Origin of the sequence: Psychrobacillus sp. PGGUH221 (assembly GCF_042055255.1) — a bacterium.
Taxonomy (GTDB): Bacteria; Bacillota; Bacilli; order Bacillales_A; family Planococcaceae; genus Psychrobacillus.
On the sequence record NZ_JAQMHQ010000003.1, the window covers coordinates 269,214 to 288,469 of the forward strand.

20 protein-coding genes, 1 pseudogene and 1 riboswitch are annotated in these 19,256 nt (G+C 31.8%); of the genes and pseudogenes, 17 read left to right on the forward strand and 4 right to left on the reverse strand.

Annotated elements, in window-relative coordinates:
- Positions 1-68: 68 nt before the first annotated feature.
- Positions 69-1,937: a putative bifunctional diguanylate cyclase/phosphodiesterase gene (locus PGC35_RS07215; RefSeq protein ID WP_375218689.1), complete on the reverse strand. Its 1,869-nt coding sequence runs from the start codon at positions 1,935-1,937 to the stop codon at positions 69-71.
- Between the two features lie 322 nt (positions 1,938-2,259).
- Here PGC35_RS07215 and PGC35_RS07220 point away from each other — a divergent pair, with 322 nt between their 5' ends.
- The 12 genes from PGC35_RS07220 to PGC35_RS07275 all read left to right on the forward strand — a co-directional run bounded on the left by PGC35_RS07220 (position 2,260) and on the right by PGC35_RS07275 (position 10,390).
- Entirely contained in the window at positions 2,260-2,646 is a 387-nt protein-coding gene (locus PGC35_RS07220) for a hypothetical protein (protein WP_375218690.1), read from the forward strand.
- A gap of 172 nt (positions 2,647-2,818) precedes the next feature.
- The gene (locus tag PGC35_RS07225; RefSeq protein WP_375218691.1) at positions 2,819-3,058 is read left to right on the forward strand and encodes a DUF3953 domain-containing protein; all 240 of its coding nucleotides are present in this window, start codon (positions 2,819-2,821) and stop codon (positions 3,056-3,058) included.
- Between the two features lie 368 nt (positions 3,059-3,426).
- Positions 3,427-3,633: a hypothetical protein gene (locus PGC35_RS07230; RefSeq protein WP_375218692.1), complete on the forward strand. Its 207-nt coding sequence runs from the start codon at positions 3,427-3,429 to the stop codon at positions 3,631-3,633.
- A 4-nt stretch (positions 3,634-3,637) separates the two neighbouring features.
- The gene (locus tag PGC35_RS07235; protein ID WP_375218693.1) at positions 3,638-4,288 is read left to right on the forward strand and encodes a stage II sporulation protein M; all 651 of its coding nucleotides are present in this window, start codon (positions 3,638-3,640) and stop codon (positions 4,286-4,288) included.
- 658 nt (positions 4,289-4,946) lie between these two features.
- The gene (locus PGC35_RS07240; protein ID WP_375218753.1) at positions 4,947-5,525 is read left to right on the forward strand and encodes a histidine phosphatase family protein; all 579 of its coding nucleotides are present in this window, start codon (positions 4,947-4,949) and stop codon (positions 5,523-5,525) included.
- Positions 5,526-5,697: 172 nt separating this feature from the next.
- The gene (locus PGC35_RS07245) at positions 5,698-6,099 is read left to right on the forward strand and encodes an NUDIX domain-containing protein (RefSeq protein ID WP_375218694.1); all 402 of its coding nucleotides are present in this window, start codon (positions 5,698-5,700) and stop codon (positions 6,097-6,099) included.
- Between the two features lie 292 nt (positions 6,100-6,391).
- A complete protein-coding gene (locus PGC35_RS07250; protein WP_375218695.1) occupies positions 6,392-7,078 on the forward strand; it encodes a hypothetical protein in 687 nt (228 codons plus the stop codon).
- Between the two features lie 130 nt (positions 7,079-7,208).
- Complete coding sequence (locus tag PGC35_RS07255; protein ID WP_375218696.1) at positions 7,209-7,409, forward strand: hypothetical protein; 201 nt, start codon at positions 7,209-7,211, stop codon at positions 7,407-7,409.
- A 394-nt stretch (positions 7,410-7,803) separates the two neighbouring features.
- Positions 7,804-8,271, forward strand: coding sequence for a rhomboid family intramembrane serine protease (locus PGC35_RS07260; protein ID WP_375218697.1), 468 nt, complete (start codon positions 7,804-7,806; stop codon positions 8,269-8,271).
- 170 nt (positions 8,272-8,441) lie between these two features.
- Entirely contained in the window at positions 8,442-8,603 is a 162-nt protein-coding gene (locus tag PGC35_RS07265; RefSeq protein ID WP_375218698.1) for a hypothetical protein, read from the forward strand.
- Positions 8,604-8,802: 199 nt separating this feature from the next.
- Entirely contained in the window at positions 8,803-9,165 is a 363-nt protein-coding gene (locus PGC35_RS07270; protein WP_375218699.1) for a DUF3139 domain-containing protein, read from the forward strand.
- Between the two features lie 811 nt (positions 9,166-9,976).
- Positions 9,977-10,390, forward strand: coding sequence for an HIT family protein (locus tag PGC35_RS07275; RefSeq protein WP_375218700.1), 414 nt, complete (start codon positions 9,977-9,979; stop codon positions 10,388-10,390).
- Positions 10,391-11,152: 762 nt separating this feature from the next.
- Here the strand turns inward: PGC35_RS07275 and pdhA are convergent.
- On the reverse strand, positions 11,153-12,232 hold the full coding sequence (gene pdhA / locus PGC35_RS07280) for a pyruvate dehydrogenase (acetyl-transferring) E1 component subunit alpha (protein WP_375218701.1): 1,080 nt from the start codon (positions 12,230-12,232) through the stop codon (positions 11,153-11,155).
- 261 nt (positions 12,233-12,493) lie between these two features.
- On the opposite strand from pdhA, the gene PGC35_RS07285 reads away from it, so the two are divergent.
- Entirely contained in the window at positions 12,494-13,318 is an 825-nt protein-coding gene (locus tag PGC35_RS07285; RefSeq protein ID WP_375218702.1) for a PaaX family transcriptional regulator C-terminal domain-containing protein, read from the forward strand.
- Between the two features lie 493 nt (positions 13,319-13,811).
- On the opposite strand, the gene PGC35_RS07290 is transcribed toward PGC35_RS07285, so the two are convergent.
- On the reverse strand, positions 13,812-14,774 hold the full coding sequence (locus PGC35_RS07290; RefSeq protein WP_375218703.1) for a PLP-dependent cysteine synthase family protein: 963 nt from the start codon (positions 14,772-14,774) through the stop codon (positions 13,812-13,814).
- Positions 14,775-14,897: 123 nt separating this feature from the next.
- Here PGC35_RS07290 and PGC35_RS07295 point away from each other — a divergent pair, with 123 nt between their 5' ends.
- From PGC35_RS07295 to PGC35_RS07305, 3 genes are all read left to right on the forward strand, one after another.
- A complete protein-coding gene (locus tag PGC35_RS07295; protein ID WP_375218704.1) occupies positions 14,898-15,452 on the forward strand; it encodes a helix-turn-helix domain-containing protein in 555 nt (184 codons plus the stop codon).
- A gap of 293 nt (positions 15,453-15,745) precedes the next feature.
- Positions 15,746-15,877 carry a hypothetical protein gene (locus tag PGC35_RS07300; RefSeq protein ID WP_375218705.1) on the forward strand — a complete coding sequence of 44 codons (132 nt, stop codon included), beginning with the start codon at positions 15,746-15,748 and terminating at the stop codon, positions 15,875-15,877.
- A complete protein-coding gene (locus PGC35_RS07305; RefSeq protein WP_375218706.1) occupies positions 15,874-16,104 on the forward strand; it encodes a hypothetical protein in 231 nt (76 codons plus the stop codon). Before PGC35_RS07300 ends, PGC35_RS07305 begins: the two co-directional genes overlap by 4 nt.
- Before the next feature lie 214 nt (positions 16,105-16,318).
- On the opposite strand, the pseudogene PGC35_RS22235 reads toward PGC35_RS07305, so the two are convergent.
- A pseudogene (locus PGC35_RS22235) lies at positions 16,319-16,390 on the reverse strand (site-specific integrase); the annotation flags it as partial.
- Positions 16,391-16,403: 13 nt separating this feature from the next.
- Positions 16,404-16,488: riboswitch (cyclic di-GMP riboswitch) on the reverse strand.
- Positions 16,489-17,021: 533 nt separating this feature from the next.
- Here PGC35_RS22235 and PGC35_RS07310 point away from each other — a divergent pair.
- Positions 17,022-19,022: an EAL domain-containing protein gene (locus tag PGC35_RS07310; RefSeq protein ID WP_375218707.1), complete on the forward strand. Its 2,001-nt coding sequence runs from the start codon at positions 17,022-17,024 to the stop codon at positions 19,020-19,022.
- The last annotated feature ends 234 nt before the right edge of the window (positions 19,023-19,256 follow it).

A 19,256-nucleotide genomic window follows, 5' to 3' on the forward strand; every position in this document is an offset into this window, starting at 1 on the left:
AGACACTGAGAAAGTAAAAGAACACCCCATCTGAGATTTTCTCTGATGGGGTTTCCTATTATATATTTCTATCTACTAACTTCTTCTCGCAACAGTACTTCCAATTCATCAGCAGCTACTGGTTTAGAGAAAAGGTACCCTTGACCGATCATGCAACCATTATCTTTCAATATCTTCATTTGTCTATCGGTTTCTATTCCTTCAGCCACTACGTTTAGTTCAAGGTTGTGACTTAGATCGATGATCGTTTTTACCATAAAGTTATGTCCTTCTTTTTCCAATTCATCTACGAAGGATTTATCAATTTTGATCGTATCAATCGGTAATTTTTGTAGAACAGTCAACGAGGAATACCCTGTTCCAAAATCATCCACGGAAGTTTTAATACCCAATTGTCTTAGACCCTCCAGAATTTCATTGCTTTCTTTGAAGTTTTGCATGATGCTCTCTGTAATTTCAAGTTCTAAAAATTTGGGATCTAATTGTGATTCTTTTATCGCTTTTTGAACGGTCTCTAAAAATTGCCCATGTTGAAAATGTAAAACAGATACATTAACAGAGACACACAAGGATGGTAGTCCTTGTTCTTGCCATTTCTTATTTTGTTGGCAAGCTTGAAGTAACACCCATTCTCCAATGGAAACAATTTGACCCGTTTCCTCCGCTACTGGGATGAATTCTACTGGCGAAATCGAGCCTAGATCGGGATGCTCCCAACGCAGCAATGCTTCCATCCCAATAATTCTTTCGGTATGTAAATCCACTTTAGGTTGATAAAAAAGGGATAACTGCTCGTTTTGAATCGCTTTTTTTAACTCCGTTTCTATTTGCATTTTCCGGACCATCGCTCTATTTAGTTCTGTATTGTAAAAACTGAAAGCATTCTTTCCATTTTCCTTGGAAAGATACATAGCTGCATCGGCATTTTTCATTAGTTCTTCACTAGTCACGCCATGCTCCGGAAAGATACTAATTCCGATACTCGGTGTTATATTAATTTCATAGTCTTTCATTATTAAAGGCTGTTGAAAAGCTTCTAATATTTTATCTGCTAAAGCAGCGCACATCTTTTTTGATGTATTAGGAAGAACAATTGTAAATTCGTTTCCACCTATTCGAGAGATGAGAGCATCTGTGCTTACCATTTCTTTTAACCTCTCGGCTGTTTTGACTAAAATATCATCTCCCACATGATGACCAAGTGTGTCATTCACTACTTTGAATCGGTCTAAATCAATTAATAATAGAGCTACTTGATCTTCTTGATGGTTCTGTAAAATAGCTTCTGTTTCTTGAATAAAACTTCTGCGGTTTCTTAATCCCGTAAGTGGATCATGGAAAGCTAAATGTTTAAATTGACTCATTAGATTCTTATTTTTATAAAGTATTTGAAATTGACGGGCCAGAACAATCAAAAAGGCTAGAAGTAAACCAATACTGAGTGCATTAAATTTCCATTGATAGCTTTGAATGACCAAGAAAAGTAGCACAAAAATACTAGTGTATGGAATAATGATGTCTTTGTTTCCGAGCGGATTAGGGACTTCCATCTTCAATTTACTCTTGCTGTTCTTAGCATAGAAAGCTGTCATTCCGATAAAGAAAAGGGCAAGTATTCTTAAAAGATCAACGGAGTGTCCGGGATGGTAAGCTTCCTTCAAAGACAAATATGTAAATATTAAATTAGTCATTACCTGACAGAAAAAAGCCGTTACACAAAATAGCATATACTCTTTTTCTTTTTTACTTTGAATCAGGTAGAACATAACGGTGATGATGAACAAAATGGTCAAATCGACAATAGGGTAGATGATGGTCGTGATTGTCATCAACCAGGAATTTCCGGAAAGTGCCAGCACTGGATGAATCAGATAGTGAATACTGATTGTTGTGGCAGTAACCATGAAAATAACAATATTAAAGACATAATTGTTCAAAAAAGAAGAGCTTCTGCTTTTGATTTTAATAATTAGAGCTGCCAAATAGAAGATATAGGAAAAAGACCAAATCTGATATTTAATATCCTCAGATAAAACAGAGCCTTGAAAAAATTGAAAATAGAGCGACAAAAAGTTGGAACTTATATAAAGGCCTATACCAATACTTAAAAGTAGCCAGAAAGATTTCTGTTTCTTTTTGGCATTTTGAAAAGCTTGGAATAGCCAGATTAGGCTAAGGATTCCAACTACTAAGTGAAGTATATGAACTCCCATAGATACGTTAAGTGAACGTCTGACAGCTTACGGAATTGAGTATGAAATGGAGCTTGCCCCTTATCGTGCACCATCAGAACAACTCGTATCTAATTATGATATTTATATAGGTGGCATTGCCTTAGGACAAGATCAGATTATATCATTACTTCATACTTATCAGTCGGTTCAATTTCCGATTACAATGTTTCTGGACGGAAAAACAAAAAAAAAGGTAGATGAATTACTAGAACAAATACTGAATTACCGAGATGTTCCGCAAGTGTTCAAATTGTTTAAAGAGGTAGAAAAACTAATACAACAGGCTGCAACGACTAAGTTTTTGTCTCACCGCGCTCACCATTTATATATTAGAGATGATAGCCCTTTTGCTGGTATTGAAATGGAACCAAACGGAAAAATTGACTATAAAAAGATTTATCTAATTAAATAAAACTCAATTCAACATCTATTATTTAGATTAACTAAGTTTGTCCAAATTCAATATCAACGGAATTAAAATTAAATGTGAAAAAATTGTTCGATATGACAAACACATCCTTCTTCAACTAACGGGTGCTTTAGTTTAATAAGCAAGGATGTTACTCATAAGGGAGGTTGAATTTATGTTAAAAGTAATGAAAGTTGTCCTGTTTATATACGGAATTGGTTTATTGATTTATGTATGGATAGTTGATAACTATAATTTATTTCCTTATTTGCTGTCATTTTCATTAGCAATGATGCTAGTTATTGGAGTTTATGAAATAAAAGAAAAACAAAACACAAAAGCAATAAAGTCTTTCATTGCTACGATTATTCTCCTTTTTCTTACAGTATTTATATTTAAGTTACAGGGGCATTAGCGGAGCAGAACAATCAGGAGATAACTTCTATTATTATTCAAACAGGGCCTTTTAGTTGAATATGAAAAGCTTTAGCTTGTTCCACAATAGGGCGATATTGTGGAATAAAAGTCTTTTATGCAATGTTACCAAACGACGCTTTGGTTTTGTTTTTAAGTCAACACATCGCATGGACAACTATGTTAAAATGGGAATTATTTCATAGTAGATGAGGTGATTAATTTGAAAAAGTAACCATTGCTTTACTAACTTTCATTATCGTAGCAGTAAGAAGTTTAATTAGTTTTAATTCGTTTAATGAAAACGAAAAGACAAATATTGTTCAAGTTAGTATGACTTAAAAGGATTTATCATAGGACTATGATTGGGTGATTACGTTCGATAAAGGCTTAAATCAGATTTTCCTCAATGAGAATACGTTCTATGTTTTAAATGTAACAGCTTTCGATATAAAAGATCAAAATGATACTTATTATGATGCAGAAATGATACATGCCATTTTTTTAGCTACATTGCACGATGAATTTTCTATAGTACTAACAACCGAGCAATTCATCCATAATCTTACTAAATAAATGTATGTCACCTCTAGAATTGAAAGATAGGAAGTCGATTTTATTGTATATCCGAAATATTTATAGAAACGAAATCGTGAAATTTTCAGCGTTTAAGTTTCATTTTTACATATGCTCTTTTTTGTTTGTTCTAATGGCTTTTGTGGGCTATTATATTGCCATTTCTTTTCCTGAGTTTATCCAAGCCTACTTAGATAATAAGAGAAGTGGATTAAATGGCAAAGGAATTAGTATTAAATCTGAAAGTTTTCCTTTGATGTTATCATTATTTAAAAATAATTTGACAAGCTGTTATATATATATATTGGTGGGATTCATACCTTTTATTTTTGCACCTTATTTATATGTATGTATGAATGGGTTAATCATAGGTGAGCAATTAATAAAGGGCATTTCGTTATCAAAAATTATTCTAGTAGGCCTACTCCCACACGGAATAACGGAATTACCTGCGTTATTTTTATCTGCATCAATAGGCATATATTTCTGTATGCACCTTATAAGAAAAATCATTAAAAGAAATGCGAATATCCAGATGAAACAAGTGATTAAAAATGGGTTAACGACTTTTGTATTTGTAGTGATACCATTATTGATTGTATCCGCTTTTATAGAAGCATTTATAACAAAATTTTTAATCTTGGATTTTTTATAGAGACGTTCCTTCTTTTTAGTAGCCAGCGAAAGTATAGAAAACACAATTCTATGTTGGGGACGTCCCGATTTTAACGAGCGTATAATTGATTTAATACATAATGACATTATGTCATCTAGAGTTAATTTTTATTCAATAAAAAAACGTTACCAAATGAAAGTTAGGTAAAACACCAAAAAGGTACGAATGTTGTTAAATCCACGTGCGTGCCTTTTTGGGAGGATTATTGTTTAAACAGCTTTTTATGCAAAGATATATAAATTTAGCTACAATAAGACTTTTCAAGGTTTTACAGAAAACGTTATAGAGGTGTTATATGAATAAAAAAATGCATATAGAAACAATATATTAACGCTGTAAACCTGCATTTTTTATCTTTCTTATACTTCAATTACATTGGCTTTAGTTGAAAAACGATCTTCCATAATCGGGCGCGATTGGAGAATAAGCATCCCTTTTCTTATTCAACTAACGGGTGCTTTAGTTAAACACGGCCATCATATTTCGGTGGTCTATTTTTACGTCCAAAACATCCAGTAGACTTTGGTAAACCATTGTGAAATATTACACTTAAACTAACGGGGCAGGTAAGTTGAAGAAGGAATTCAAATGCTTATATAGAAGTTAATAAAGATGTAACTTAAAGGGGTGGATTAAAATTACTATAATATGCTTGGTTAGACACGGAGAAACTGATTGGAATGCAATAGGAATGCTTCAAGGAAGAACTGATATCCCATTAAATGAGACGGGTATTCTACAAGCTGAGGAATGTAGTGAGTTCCTAAAAACATCACAATGGGATGTAATCATAACGAGCCCGCTAAAAAGGGCAAAACAAACAGCGGAAATTATAAACAAAAATGTCATTGTACCTGTTGTTGAGATGGAAGAGTTTTTGGAAAGAGATTATGGGGATGCTGAAGGAATGACATACGAGGAAAGAATATCTAAGTTTCCAGATAATATTTACCCGAATCAAGAAGAAAGAACATCCCTTAATAAGAGGGTAATAGAAGGTATCGAGAAGATAAATCAAGGGTATGGAGACAATAAAATATTGCTTGTCGCTCATGGTGCAGTAATCAATGCAATTTTAGCTGTTTTATCTAATGGTAAGATTGGTTCGGGGAAAACCAATTTAATAAATGCTTGTATCAGCAATATTTACTTACATCAAGATAAATGGCGAATAAAAGACTTCAATCAAATTTCTCATCTTTCTAAGTACATTTAAAGCAGGGATGCTTTTTTTTTTATTCAACTAACGTGGTGCTTTAGTAAAGATCATAGGGGTTGCTTAGGCAACTCTTTTTCCATATTGAACTAAAGCGGCAGTTTAGTTGAAGAAGGAACCAGAAGATTTAATGGAGAATATGTAGTTAGTAAATAATTGGAGGTCGAAATTTTTGGAACTTAGACAGATGGCAGTTGCTTTCCTTTTAAATGAGGAACAAGAAGTTTTGTTTCTTCAAAAAAAGCCAAAAGACACATTTCTAGCAGGTTTATTAGTACCAATAGGTGGACACATGGAAGGTTATGAAATCAATGAACCTTTAAAAGCATGTTTTAGAGAGATAGAAGAAGAAACGGGTTTAAAGAGTGATTACATAGATAATTTAACACTTCGATACATTTTACTTAGACTAAAAGATAATCAAGAAATACGAATACAATATGTTTTCTTTGGAAAAGTATCTAAATGTTCTACTCTAATTGAAAGTGATGAAGGTTCATTAGCATGGGTGGATTTTAAGGATATTGCTAACAAAAATGTTTCTGCCACTACCAGTGAAATAGTTAAACATTAAAGCAATACAGGAGAATCATCTGAAAAAGTATATGTGGGTTCAATGAAATCTTCAAAAGGAAATCCTGAAATTACTTGGGGACTTTTAGAGGATTGGGAACTACCGATTTTTAATTAACGGGTGCTTTGGCAAAACATGGCCATCATTTCGATGGACTATTTATTTATCCTAACATCAAGTAGGTATTAGAAATCCATTGTGAAATGTTAGACTTAAATAGGTAAAATCAGAAATAATATCAGTGAATAATAAAAGATACCTCTAACATACTAATAAATAAAGAGGATGAATTATGAACAAGATATTAAAAATACTAGCCATATTTACATTGATAATACTCATAGTTCCAATGGGGATCAAGGCAAGCACAGCTGAAAAAGTTGTTGGAAATTTACCGGAAGCTGAACTTACTTTGTATGCCACTGAAAAAGAAGGAGATTTAACGAATTTCAAACTAACAGTGAAAAGGCAAACTTACTTTTTTCCAAGATGGTTGAATTCACCGAATGTAACGTATTATCCAAAAGTTTATTACAGTGATATTAATGATGATGGTAGAAAAGAAATAGTTATTGTTTTAACAACAGATACAGGAACTGGAGTAATCATACAAGAACCTCATGTGTTTCACGTAGATGATAACGGAGATTTATCAGAGAAACTTGTAGATAATCCAATGGCCATTATTAACAAGAATGTAAAAACTAAATTGAGTAGTTCAAAGGCAATTGTTAGTATTGGTAAAGAGAACAACAAAATAAATATCAAGCAATTAGACATTGTTCCATCACATATATTTAAAAATGTCGCTATTGGAAGTACTTTAAGGTTTGAAGTTATTGACAACAAATTAGTAGCTAAAGTTGGGCTGACAATAGCACCTGCTGGAGGATCTATTGGTGAAATTCATATTACTTATATGTTTAAAGATAATATGTATCAAGCTAAACAGATTAATCTTATTCCCAATGAGGAATAAGATTAGAATGGCGAAAAAAAAGAAGCCCAACCTGCCTCTTACTAAACAAATGTATGCTTTACTTCAACAAGGAGTAAAGCTTTTTTTATTGAACTAAAGCGGCAGTTTAGTTGAATAAGGACTATTATTTTTGGGGGATGGTGATGGTATGAAAAATGATATATTGAAAGTATTCTTTATATTATGGGGGCTTATTTTACTTATTGAACTATTCTGGTTTGGTTTCTTGACTAATAGACCTCATTCAACTTCAGAAGTTATATTTGCTGTCACTGTGATTGCTGTAACCAGTGTATTTGGTTCGGTTGGAATGTATTTATTTAAAGGTTAGAGGAAATAAAATCTTAGTCAACTATAAGGTGCTTTAGTTAAACGTGACCATCATATCGATGGTCTATTTTTACGTCCAAAACATCAAGTAGATGTCGGCAATTCTATGTGAAATCTTACACTTAAACTAACGCGGCAGGTTAGTTGAATAAGAAAGAGGTTATTTAGCTCTCCTGTCGAATTAGAATATACAACTAAAGTAGAAACATTTTTTTAAAAAGGATGTGAAATAAATATTTGTTATAAAAGAAAATTTTAAAACCTTTATTTCTTATTATCCTGTTACCACTTTGATACTTCTTTTATGTAGCTTGATTTCTATTGTAAATATTTTATTTTTCGAGGGTGGTTACAATAAGGACACTATTATTAATCTCGGTGGTCTTGATAAAGAATTGATAGACAATGGGGAGTTATGGAGATTCATCACATACGCGTTTGGACACATGAGTCTTTTTCATTATATTTTAAATACGCCCCTTCTCCTAATATTGTCACGGCCTCTTGAAAAGTACTATGGTAGCAAGATGTTCTTACTACTCTATACCGTACTGTCGTTATGCTCAGGCTTATCTATTTATTATTTTTATCAAGGCGATTATCCATTAGCAGGTTCATCTGGAGCTGGTTATGGTTTAATAGGGATTTTTACTTTTTTTGTGCTAAGGTATCCTCATAAGATTTCTTCATACGATAAAAGATTTATTTTAATCTTTTTAGTTCTTAGTCTTATTTTCACCTTAAGTGTACCTAACATAAGTATATCTGGACATGTTGGAGGAATTATTAGTGGTTTTGTGATAGCCTTCATCATATCAATTATAGAAAGTGATAAAAAGGACGTATTTTTTTACCACAAGTAATATTAACTGATTCTAGGGGATTTACAAATTTAGCTTGTCCTTCCTTATTCAACTAACCGGGTGCTTTAGTTGTAGAAGGAACAATAGAAATGTAACTTTTTTATAAAAACGATATAACTAATATCAAATTAAGAGCCAAATTTTTATAAGAGTAGGAGGTAATGAGAGAGATGGATAAGTTACTACTTCAGTATGCTGAAAAGTTTGAGGATAATTTTCCTATCTTCTTTGTCAATCATCTAGGAGAGGCAGAGATTAAAGAGCTAATTAAGAAAGCTATTGAGGATAATAAACCTTATGAGGCGGAATATAAGGAGCAGGTAGACTACTAAAATCTCTCTTTTTCATTTTAGTAGTCAAAAAACTAAATTTGTTACTCTTTTACTTTATAATTGTATGTGAATTATTCATCTTTTTTATTTCACTTACTTAACTAACGGGGCAGTTTAGTTGAAGAAGGAAATAATGAATGTAACGAAGAATGGTACAAGACAAGAGGTGTATTTTTGTTAAAAAAACGGTGGTGAGATTTTGGGTAAGAAAGTAATAATAATTTTAGTCATACTGCTTATTGTGCTTATTTGTGTGGTCTTCTTTAGAGCACATCTAAAAATTGAAAATACTAAAACTGAATTTGAAAAGAGAGTTACTAGTTATCTAGTAAATGAAAAGGGATATGAAAAGAAAGATATAAAATCTGTTAATGGAATATATGGAGTAAAAAGCCCTCCTTATTATACAATAGTAGTTTTTGAAGATGAACCTTATGCTCAATATTTCTATTTTGCACATGATGGAGTTAAACAAGTTGATTATAGTCTCTCAAATGAGGCGTGGGAGAAAGGTATTATTGATGAAACCAAATTAAAAAATTGGGATCCTTATAGGTATTGATAAATATATAATAGAACAATTCCATCCGCTCTTAAGCTAACGGGTGCTTTAGTTAAACAAGACCATCATGTCGATGGTCTATTTTTTTATCCAAAATTTCAAGTAGATCTCAGAAATACATTGTGAAATGCTAGACTTAAACTAACGCGGCAGTTTAGTTGAAGTTGAGAATGGCAGTTTTTATGTTGCATTTGACGCAAAAGATGCGGGATGTTTTCACGAAGAATAGAACTTTGGTAAATATGATAATTTGAACAAAGGGCGAAGAAATTAATTCTAACTGGCAAACTTACATAAATCTTATTATTTCTAAAACCTTACTGATAAAGAGAATGTCTTGTTTGATAATTTTTTTGACTGATGCATCGGTACAACGTTCGTAATCCATGGACAAACGTTTAAGCTCTCTTTCAAAAATAGGGATTTCGCATATTTTTAACAATCGTGACATCTCCTTGGAGCAAGGAACCAGCCAGAGATAATTCCTTCTGCCTAACCTTAACTGATAAAACTATAATCTCCTAATTTTAATCACCAACATAAGAATCTTTTACCATTGCTTCAACAGAATACTGAACAGTTCGACCATAATGTGTAATAAAAGAAAAGGTGCTTATTCAACTAACGAGTGCTTTAGTTAAACATGACCATCATTTCGATGGTCTATTTTTATGTCCAAACATCAAGTAGGTTTCGGCGATCCATTGTGAAATGTTACACTTAAACTAACGGGGCAGTTTAGTTGAATAAGGGAATTTATAGATTTGTTATCATAAGAAAAAGTGTTGAAGTATAAGGAGGTAAGGTATTAATGTCTTACGATGCTAATTGTCAATTTTGTAATCCACACAAAGATGTTGAACAGAACATTATATTTGAAAATGAAACATGCTTTTTTTTACAACACAACAATCAACAAGAAGTATTAGAAGGGTGTGGTTTAATCGTTCCAAAAAAACATCACGCTAATGCATTTGAATTAACAAAAGATGAATGGAACGATACATATGAACTTTTACAAGATGCTAAGAGATATCTCGATGACAAGTATTCACCAGATGGTTACACACTTGGTTGGAACGTGGGAGAAGTTTCAAATCAATCTATTTTTCATAGCCATTTACACGTCATTCCAAGGTATAATGATGAACCTTTAGCTGGTAAAGGAGTTCGTTATTGGTTAAAACAACCTGAAAATATAAGAGAAAAGTTTAAGCTTAAGTAATTCTTATTCAACTAACGGGTGCTTTAGTTGAATATTCGCTTTCCGAAATAATCAATCTTCAATATATTTTACTGCGGATTGTATAATAAAAACCATAACATTACGAAAAACATTGGGTTACCAACTATAATGTAAATTAAAGCTTCTTGATACATCCGAATTTCGTTGTTGTTACTGAGTTTAGGAGTTACCAACTATAATGTTACTCGACAGTAAGTGTCCATTAACATTAAAGTTGGGTAACTGATGTTAAGAAAAAGTTTACAGACAATAAAGATGTAGATGTTTAATAAAATCATATATAAGATGTTTCTTGAATACGATTTCTTTATTTTTTCCCTTCTATGATATTTTGGTCCTAATGTAACCTGGTAAAAGAACTGATTAAAATCATCTCACTTCTAAGTTTTTTATAGAGATGAGATGATTTTTTTAAGTATTATGTTAGTATTATTCTAAAAAATGTGAAGAAATTTATAGTTCTTAATATAAAGCAAGCTTGTTCAAAAATACTTCGTAAACCCATATTTTACGATAAACAAAAAGAATCCATTTTGAAAAAAAGATTAATCAAAATAGATTCTTATTTATTTTAAATAGCCATCCTTTTTTATAATAAAGTTTGTTCATAAGCCTTTATCAGATATTTTCTGTAATAAGGTCTGAATACTTACCCCAACAAATAAAAATAGGTCCGAAGGAAAAGATTTCATTCTTATCCCATATTTTTATATTTATTAGAGAAGAATTGAGATACATTGTTTATCCATTTTCTTTTTCTCTTGCTTGTTTTAACTGCTCCCTTAAATTGAAAGGTAGTTCTTCATACATATTCTCAATTAAATTGGAGACTTTTGTCTTACTCTCAGATTCTGCTTGTTTTATTGCAATTTTCACATCTTCTTTTGCTTGTTCTATAATTTCGAACTCCCTTTTTTCATTCCATAAATCTTGTTTTTCTAAAAACAATCTAAATCTTATTATAGGATCTTTTTTGGCCCATTCTTTGTCTAGTTTTTCGTTTCTGTAGATCGTTGGATCATCACCTGATGTTGAATGAGGACCATACCGATAGGTTACAGCTTCAATTAACGTTGGCCCATTTAAATTAATTGCCTGTTCCCTTGCTTCTTTTGTAACTAGATAAGTAGCTAGAATATCCATTCCATCTACCCTTACACCTTTAATTCCAGCTGCAACAGACTTATGTGCAATCGACTTTGCTGCAGTTTGTTTTTCAAATGGTGTTGAGATTGCAAATTGGTTATTTTGAACAACAAAGATGGTTTGAGCATTGAAAACACCTGCAAAATTTATCCCTTCATAAAAGTCTCCTTGCGATGTTCCACCGTCCCCAGTGTACGTAATAGCAACATTTTTTTTCTTTCTCTTTTTTAAACCAAGGCCAACACCTGCTGCTTGAACAATTTGTGCACCTATTATTATTTGAGGAGGCGTAACGTTAACTCCTTCAGGCATTCTACCACCTTTGTGATGTCCCATAGACCATAGAAATAAATGGAATAACGGAACCCCCTGAAACAACATTTGTGGAAGATCTCGATAACCTGGTAGTATCCAATCTTCCTTTTCTAGTGCATACTGTGTTCCAATCATACTAGCTTCCTGTCCAGCAACTGGAGCATAAAAACCTAATCTTCCTTGCCTAGATAGTGAAATACATCTTTGATCAATTGTTCTAGTATAAATCATTCGCTCCATTAGAAGTTGTAACTCTTTATCACTGAGTTCAGGCAACAAGTCGTTATGCACAACTTCTCCGTTTTCATTTAACAGCTGAAATGTTTCAAATTCATTAATTTCCTGTAGTAGATTACTCACTTTTATCACGTCCTTAAAATTAATAGGTATTATTTAGATACTATTAAATAATAATTGGATAACCTCCCTACGATTATTTTATAATGCAAATTACTTCGTTCGTTAATTTTTATGTTATATCATTTTCAATAAAGTGTCAATTAAACTAATTTATAGAGATTTATCCTTTTAAGAGATATCATTTAATATAAATTATGTTATTTAATAGCGAGACTTGAATGACATAATTAATTCGTTATATTCTATGTAGAGGTGAAATAGGTGACAGTTGAAAAGCAGTTATTATACTTATTATCTAAAAAGGTTGAAATGGAAGGGAAAGAACTCATAAATATTTTTGAGGAAATGAATTATACTCCACAATCAATAAGAAATATCTTATCTAAATTTAAAGGAATGTCTTATATAACTTCATTAGAGCGAGGAATTTATAAAATTGCACCAAGTGGTCTAGACGCATATAGTTTATATTCTAAAAAAGATAACTTTTACACTAAACATTGGAACGGAAAATGGTACTTAGTGTTCTTGGAGATCCCGGAACCACTAAGAAGGAAAAGAGATGCTTTTAGAAAAGGTTTACTAGAATTAGGCTTTGGTATGCTTTATAAGAGTGTTTATGTTTACCCGTGGAATATAATAAATAAGGTTCAAAATCTGATTGATTCACTTGAAATTGAGGATTATATAACCATTATTTCAAGTAATGAGTTCTTGTTAAATGGGATAGATCCTGAAGGTAGAGCAGGTCCAAACAATGCTAGAACATTATGGAATTTAGAAGAAATCAATACTAACTACAAAAATATACAAATATGGCTTGAGAATGAGTATAAAACAAAATTTCATAGTTTAATTAAAGATAGGGACAGAAATCCATTACAGGTTTTTACTAACTTTCTAACACTTAAGGAGATAAGGGATGATCTAATAATGGCAGATCCTATGTTACCAGCTGAATTCTTACCTGGTAGTTGGCTAGGGACAACTGTACTTTTCTCAATAGATAAGTTAATCCAGACTTTAGTTGCTTTAATCCCTGAAAACTCTTATTATTCCTCATTTGTAGCCGATTTAAGAAGCTAAGTTATGACTACTTTAATTAAGAAAACTCAAATAATCCTTAAGTTTTCTTATAGGGATAGCGTCAGGATTTTGACAATTAACAACAGTAATGTTCCAAAACGTTGATATATAAATCTTTATAAGACTTATATCAATAAGGTAGGCCGGGTAAGCCTATTGGTACATAATCAAATCACTATTAAATTGGCACTTCACAATGTGTCATAATACTCATAGCAAAATGCTAATCGTTGTAAAAATGCATTTTCCTGACGGTACCCCTAATACACCTTTGTTCAGAAATAATCTTCCTTTCACTAGATTGATTAAAATCATCTCACTTCTAAGAATTTATAGAGGTGAGATGATTTTATTCATTTTATGATAACAATTCTCTAAAGCTTGTGAAGAGATGTACTTAAACTAACGCAACAATTAGTTGAATAGGTATAAAGCAAAAACCACCAACAAATAGGTGGTTAAGTACTATATTATAAGAATTATTTTATAAACATTACAAATCAAACAAATCTGTACTCAGATATTTTAAACCTGAATCATTGATAGTTAAAACAATTTTTGCACCCTTTTCTTTGGTTTGCAGTAATTTTAATGCTGCTGCTATATTGGCACCTGAAGAAAAACCTGCAAAAATGCCTTCTTTTTTAGCAAGTTCACGAGCAGTTTGAGTGGCTTCTTCATCTGTAATAAGAATGGTGTCAGTAATCAGCTTTTTATCCAATAGAGGTAAGTTCATTTGATAGCCACCACCTTGAATTTTGTGGTTCGGATTAGAGCTTGCTTTACATGAATAAAAGGATGCGGAATCAGGCTCAACTAAGTAGCATCGGATATGCTCGTTGTGTTTTTTTAATGCTTTTGCACAACCTGCAAATGTACCGCCAGAACCTGCAAAATCTAGGAAGACATCTATATCCCCATTTGCTTGCTCCCACATTTCTTCACCAGTACGAAATTCATGTGCATGCACATTACCGATATGATTAAATTGATCTGCACGAAAAGCATTACGCTCTTTTGTAATTTGTTGTGCAACTTCTTCAACTTTTTGTAAATCTTCTCCTGAAACCTGACCAATTGGTGAGCCAGGAGCTTGATCTACTAATACTACTTCAGCACCAAGTGCCCTCATCATACGTGCACGCTCTAAAGAATTACCTTTTGACATTACAGCAACAAATTTATACCCTTTGACACCACAGACTATTGCTAATCCTGTCCCTGTGTTCCCGCTTGTTAACTCTACAACAGTCTGCCCTGGTGTAAGTATTCCTTCCTTCTCGGCTTCATTGATAATCTCTAATCCAATGCGATCCTTTTTACTAAAGCCAGGATTTAAATATTCTAACTTAGCATAGATCGTACCTTCTAAATTTTCTGTAATACGAGATAACTCAACCATTGGTGTATTACCAATTACTTGTACTACACTTGTAAAAATATCTTTCCTTACCATAGACAAACTCCCCTTTTTCATATAAATTTGGACTATATTACGTCTATATGAACGCTACACAATAATAATATACGATATAACGTCTTTAAATTCAATATAACGACTAATTAAGGAGAGATAATATTGAATCATTTAAACAAAACGATTGGTAGCAACATTAAACGACTTCGTCAGGAACGTGGATTAAGTCTAGAAAAATTAGGTGAATTGACAGGTGTTAGTAAAACCATGCTAGGGCAAATTGAACGTGGGGAATCAAATCCAACTGTCACAACGATTTGGAAAATTGCCAATGGAGTTCATTTATCATTTTCTTCATTGATTACAGAAAAAGAATCTACCGTATCGATTATTCATAAAGGAAAAATAGAACCAATAGTAGGGGACAATGGAAAGTATCGAGTATATCCACTTGTTCCATTTCAACCTGATAGACAATTTGAACTGTTCTCAATAGAATTAGACATTGGGTTTACTCATTACTCAGAGGCACATAATACAGGGGTAGAAGAGTATGTGATTATTAATGAAGGTAAACTGGATTTACAATTGAACAATGAAATTTATACCGTAGGAAAAGACGACTCGATTCGTTTCAAAGCCGATCAGCCACATTCTTATTCAAATAATGGGAATAGTCTATTGAAATATACAGTATTGATTCATTATTCTAGATAAATTACACGTTTGTTTGAATTTCATTATAAGTTAGAACGATATACTTTACATCTAAAGCAAATTATAAAATGCAAGACTAAATTTCATCTTCGACTAACGGGTGCTTTAGTTGAAGAACAAGGGAGTTCTTAACAGAGTATATAAAGCAGGATTCAATAAAGTAATTATAGATGAAATATTGAGTCATTCATAAAAGCACCCTTGAGGTGCTTTTTTTTGTCCAAAACAGAAAATTTTAATTGTAGTAAAATAAAACAAATGTTCGTAAAATAAAATAAAAGGAGGGAGCAAGTGTGCGCATGAAAATTTTTAAGGTACTGGAACATAGATTGATTACAGAAATGATTTACATGAAAGACAGTGGTGAGATGAGCAAGAGTCGAGTTAAAGTTTCAAGTGTTTCAAAGGATTCTTTCAAGGCGTGAACCTTTCAGCTTGGTTAAGCGGAGCATGGTTTGAATTAGATATGATTGTTGGCACATTCAAAACGATTTCTTATTTGCTCCCATTTGCTCATGCCAGAGATGCAACAAGGGTAACATTAGCCGGTGAATATGGAGATCTTATCGTTCCATTACTTTGGGTAATCGGTTATACAATCATTATTTACTTTATTTCGATTTCCGGCTTTAAAAAGAAAATGAAGGGCTAATATTTTCAATAAGCTCTCTTCTAATGAAAGAAATTCCATTCTACCTTCTTCATTGGATGATTAAAGAGATGAAGAAGGTTAGGAATAAATTAAGAATAATAATACGAGTGAATTTAGAAAAAAATTGTACGAACAAGACCGTCTTAATAGGTTAACAGAAATTAAACATACTTGTTTTAGGCGAACGAATACCTTTATTGTCTCTAGTTCGTTAAACGGTTATTGTTTTCTTTTCGAAGTCGATGTTTTTCAATTGTAGACCGAACGCTTCACCTCTTCTTATACCTAAGTAGGATACAGTTAGAAACTGGCTGGCATAATCATTGGATTTTAGCCCCTATAGTTTTGCGTCTTTATCTTTCGATAAATTTGCCGTTTCGTTTATATATTTTCATGGTAGACATTTATATTATTGGTATTTTACAATAAATCATTTCATATTACAACTAATATTAACAGACTATTCTGTTTTTTTATGAGTTGTAATTATGTATTATTTTTATAATAATACAATTACTAAATTTACAATGCTTTTAAAATGTTTATAGTAAATATGAGTGGGTAATGTTAATAATAATTTCTTTCATTTTCAAATCATAGGAAAAAATATTGTACGAATATTTTTTATATTCCATTAAAAACTGAAAAAGATATAAAAATATTATTACTCTAAATTGAAGTGAGATTGGTAAGTATACTGTGATGAATTATTTTTACAATAATTAATAAGAAAAACATTTTTGGAATGTCGAAGAAGCTCGAAATTTATGTTAATATAAAACTTAATACCTAATATACGTAGTGAGAAAATAAGTATACATTATCTATGATAATTTAGATATTGGACATAAGTGGTAGTTAATTATGTATAAAGTTTATTAAATTCATATATTTAACATGAAACGAGTTGAGGATGGATGTATAAAAAAATATTTGATTTATTTATAGACCCCGTGGCAATAATAAAAACAGATGGTGAAATCACTGCTACAAACAAGTCATGGAAGAAATTTAGTATGGAGAATGAAGGGGACTTAGAGCTAGCAAATATTGGAGAAAATTTTTTGACTATATTATTAAATGCTAATAGCATTGATTTATATAATGGAATATTAGAGGTTTTGAACGGTAGAACATCTCTTTTTGATAAAACTTATGCATATTATTCTTCATCCAAGAAATATTGGTTCTCTGTGATAGTTAGACCGTTAATAGAACGAGATATTATTGTTGGTGCCATGATTGTCCAAAGGAACATTAGCAAGGACGAATATGAACGGTTTGAAGTATATGACATTTTGGAGAGCATGACAAGCGCATTTATAGCTATAGATGAAAATTGGAAATTTACTTATATTAATAAAGAAGGTGAAAAATTACTATTCACCTCTAGAGAGGAATTGCTAGGAGAAAATGTTTGGGAAAGGTATCCTGATGCTCTTAACACTTCTTTCGAAAAAAACTATACTAGAACGATGTATAAACGTGAAAAGACAAGTTTCGAGGAATACTATAAACCATTGGAGACTTGGTTTGAAATAAATGCTTATCCAAGAGATAATGGAGGAATTTCAATATACTTCACTAATATTAATGAGCAAAAAGCAAAAGAAGATAAATTATGGGATACCGCTCATCATGATTACTTAACAGGAATACCTAATCGACTTTTCCTGTATAAGGAATTAGAAAGAAAGATCGCAGATGCATCCCCTTTTGTTATATACTTTTTAGACTTAAATAATTTTAAAATTGTAAATGACGCATATGGGCATGACATTGGTGATTATTTTTTATTAGAGATTTCTAAACGCTTAAAACACGAACTTCCAAATAAATTTTTTCTTTCACGATTTGGTGGGGATGAATTTGTCCTTTATACTGAATATGTTGATGCCAAACAAATCCAAAGTGACGCATATCAAATTTTATCTGTCATTGAAAAGCCTATTAATATAGTTAATTTTCCACCTTTAAATACATCTGCTAGTTTAGGGGTTAGTGTATTTCCAAATGACGGAAGTTGTGTAGATTCTTTAATAACGGCAGCAGACACCGCAATGTATGAAGCAAAGAATATTAAGGGTGATCAATGGAAACGATACGAAAGCGAAATGTTGGAGTCTTTAAATAGAAGGCTTATTATTGAAAAAAGTTTGAAAGAGGCAATTTCAACACAAGCATTTTATACGGTTTTCCAGCCGCAAGTAGACATAATCAAAAATGAAATTGTAGGAATTGAAGTGTTATCTAGGTGGAACCATCCTGAACTTGGCTTTATTTCACCAGATGAATTCATTACTATTGCAGAAGAAACTGATCAAATCAGGATGCTAACAGAATATATAATTGATACCTGTTTATTAATATACAACAAATGGAAAAAAATAACAGGGTTTTCTGGTTTTATTTCATTTAATGTCTCGTCAAGTTTATTGGAAGAGCCTTCATTTATTTCGTTTTTATTATACCAGTTGGAAAAACACTCAATACCAAGAGAAATATTAGAAATTGAGATAACAGAAAATACACAGATTTTTTCTTCTTCTAGCATTCAAAATCATATGAATGATTTACGACGAGCTGGAATTGGAATAGCCATTGATGATTTTGGTGTAGGATACTCAAATCTTTCTTATATAACTAATTTGCCAATAACAAAATTAAAGATAGATAAATTTTTTATAAATTGTATAGGAAGAAGTACAAAAGGTGAAGCTACACTTAGGGCTATTATTGTGCTAGCTAATAATTTGGAAATAAACGTAATTGCAGAAGGGGTAGAAACTATTGAACAAAGAGACTATTTGAAAGAGAATCAATGCTCTTTTGTTCAAGGTTATCTTTATGATAAGCCCCTAAGCGACGGCCAATTTATGGCTCGTTTACAACAGTTCGGTATAAAATATTCCGTTTAACTATAAAATAAAACTATCTTAAGAAAGACAAGTACTTAATTTCTTTATTATTATTTTATATTCATCGGAAGTATTTTAGTGACATTTTGAAGAATAGCTTTCCTAATGGTGATTTTAAGAAGACTGCTTGATGAACGAAATCAAGTAGTCTTTTTGTTTATAATGAGACTTATCTGTTTGGAATACTTTAGACGATTTTGTAGGTGATAATTGGCTAACTAACTGTATTAAATA

Coding starts and splice junctions, on each gene's coding strand:
- PGC35_RS07220 (WP_375218690.1), top strand. CDS start 2,260: ATGGAGCTTGCCCCTTATCGTGCACCATCAGAACAACTCGTATCTAAT.
- PGC35_RS07225 (WP_375218691.1), top strand. CDS start 2,819: ATGTTAAAAGTAATGAAAGTTGTCCTGTTTATATACGGAATTGGTTTA.
- PGC35_RS07235 (WP_375218693.1), top strand. CDS start 3,638: ATGTCACCTCTAGAATTGAAAGATAGGAAGTCGATTTTATTGTATATC.
- PGC35_RS07250 (WP_375218695.1), top strand. CDS start 6,392: ATGAACAAGATATTAAAAATACTAGCCATATTTACATTGATAATACTC.
- PGC35_RS07265 (WP_375218698.1), top strand. CDS start 8,442: ATGGATAAGTTACTACTTCAGTATGCTGAAAAGTTTGAGGATAATTTT.
- PGC35_RS07275 (WP_375218700.1), top strand. CDS start 9,977: ATGTCTTACGATGCTAATTGTCAATTTTGTAATCCACACAAAGATGTT.
- PGC35_RS07290 (WP_375218703.1), bottom strand. CDS start 14,774: ATGGTAAGGAAAGATATTTTTACAAGTGTAGTACAAGTAATTGGTAAT.
- PGC35_RS07310 (WP_375218707.1), top strand. CDS start 17,022: ATGTATAAAAAAATATTTGATTTATTTATAGACCCCGTGGCAATAATA.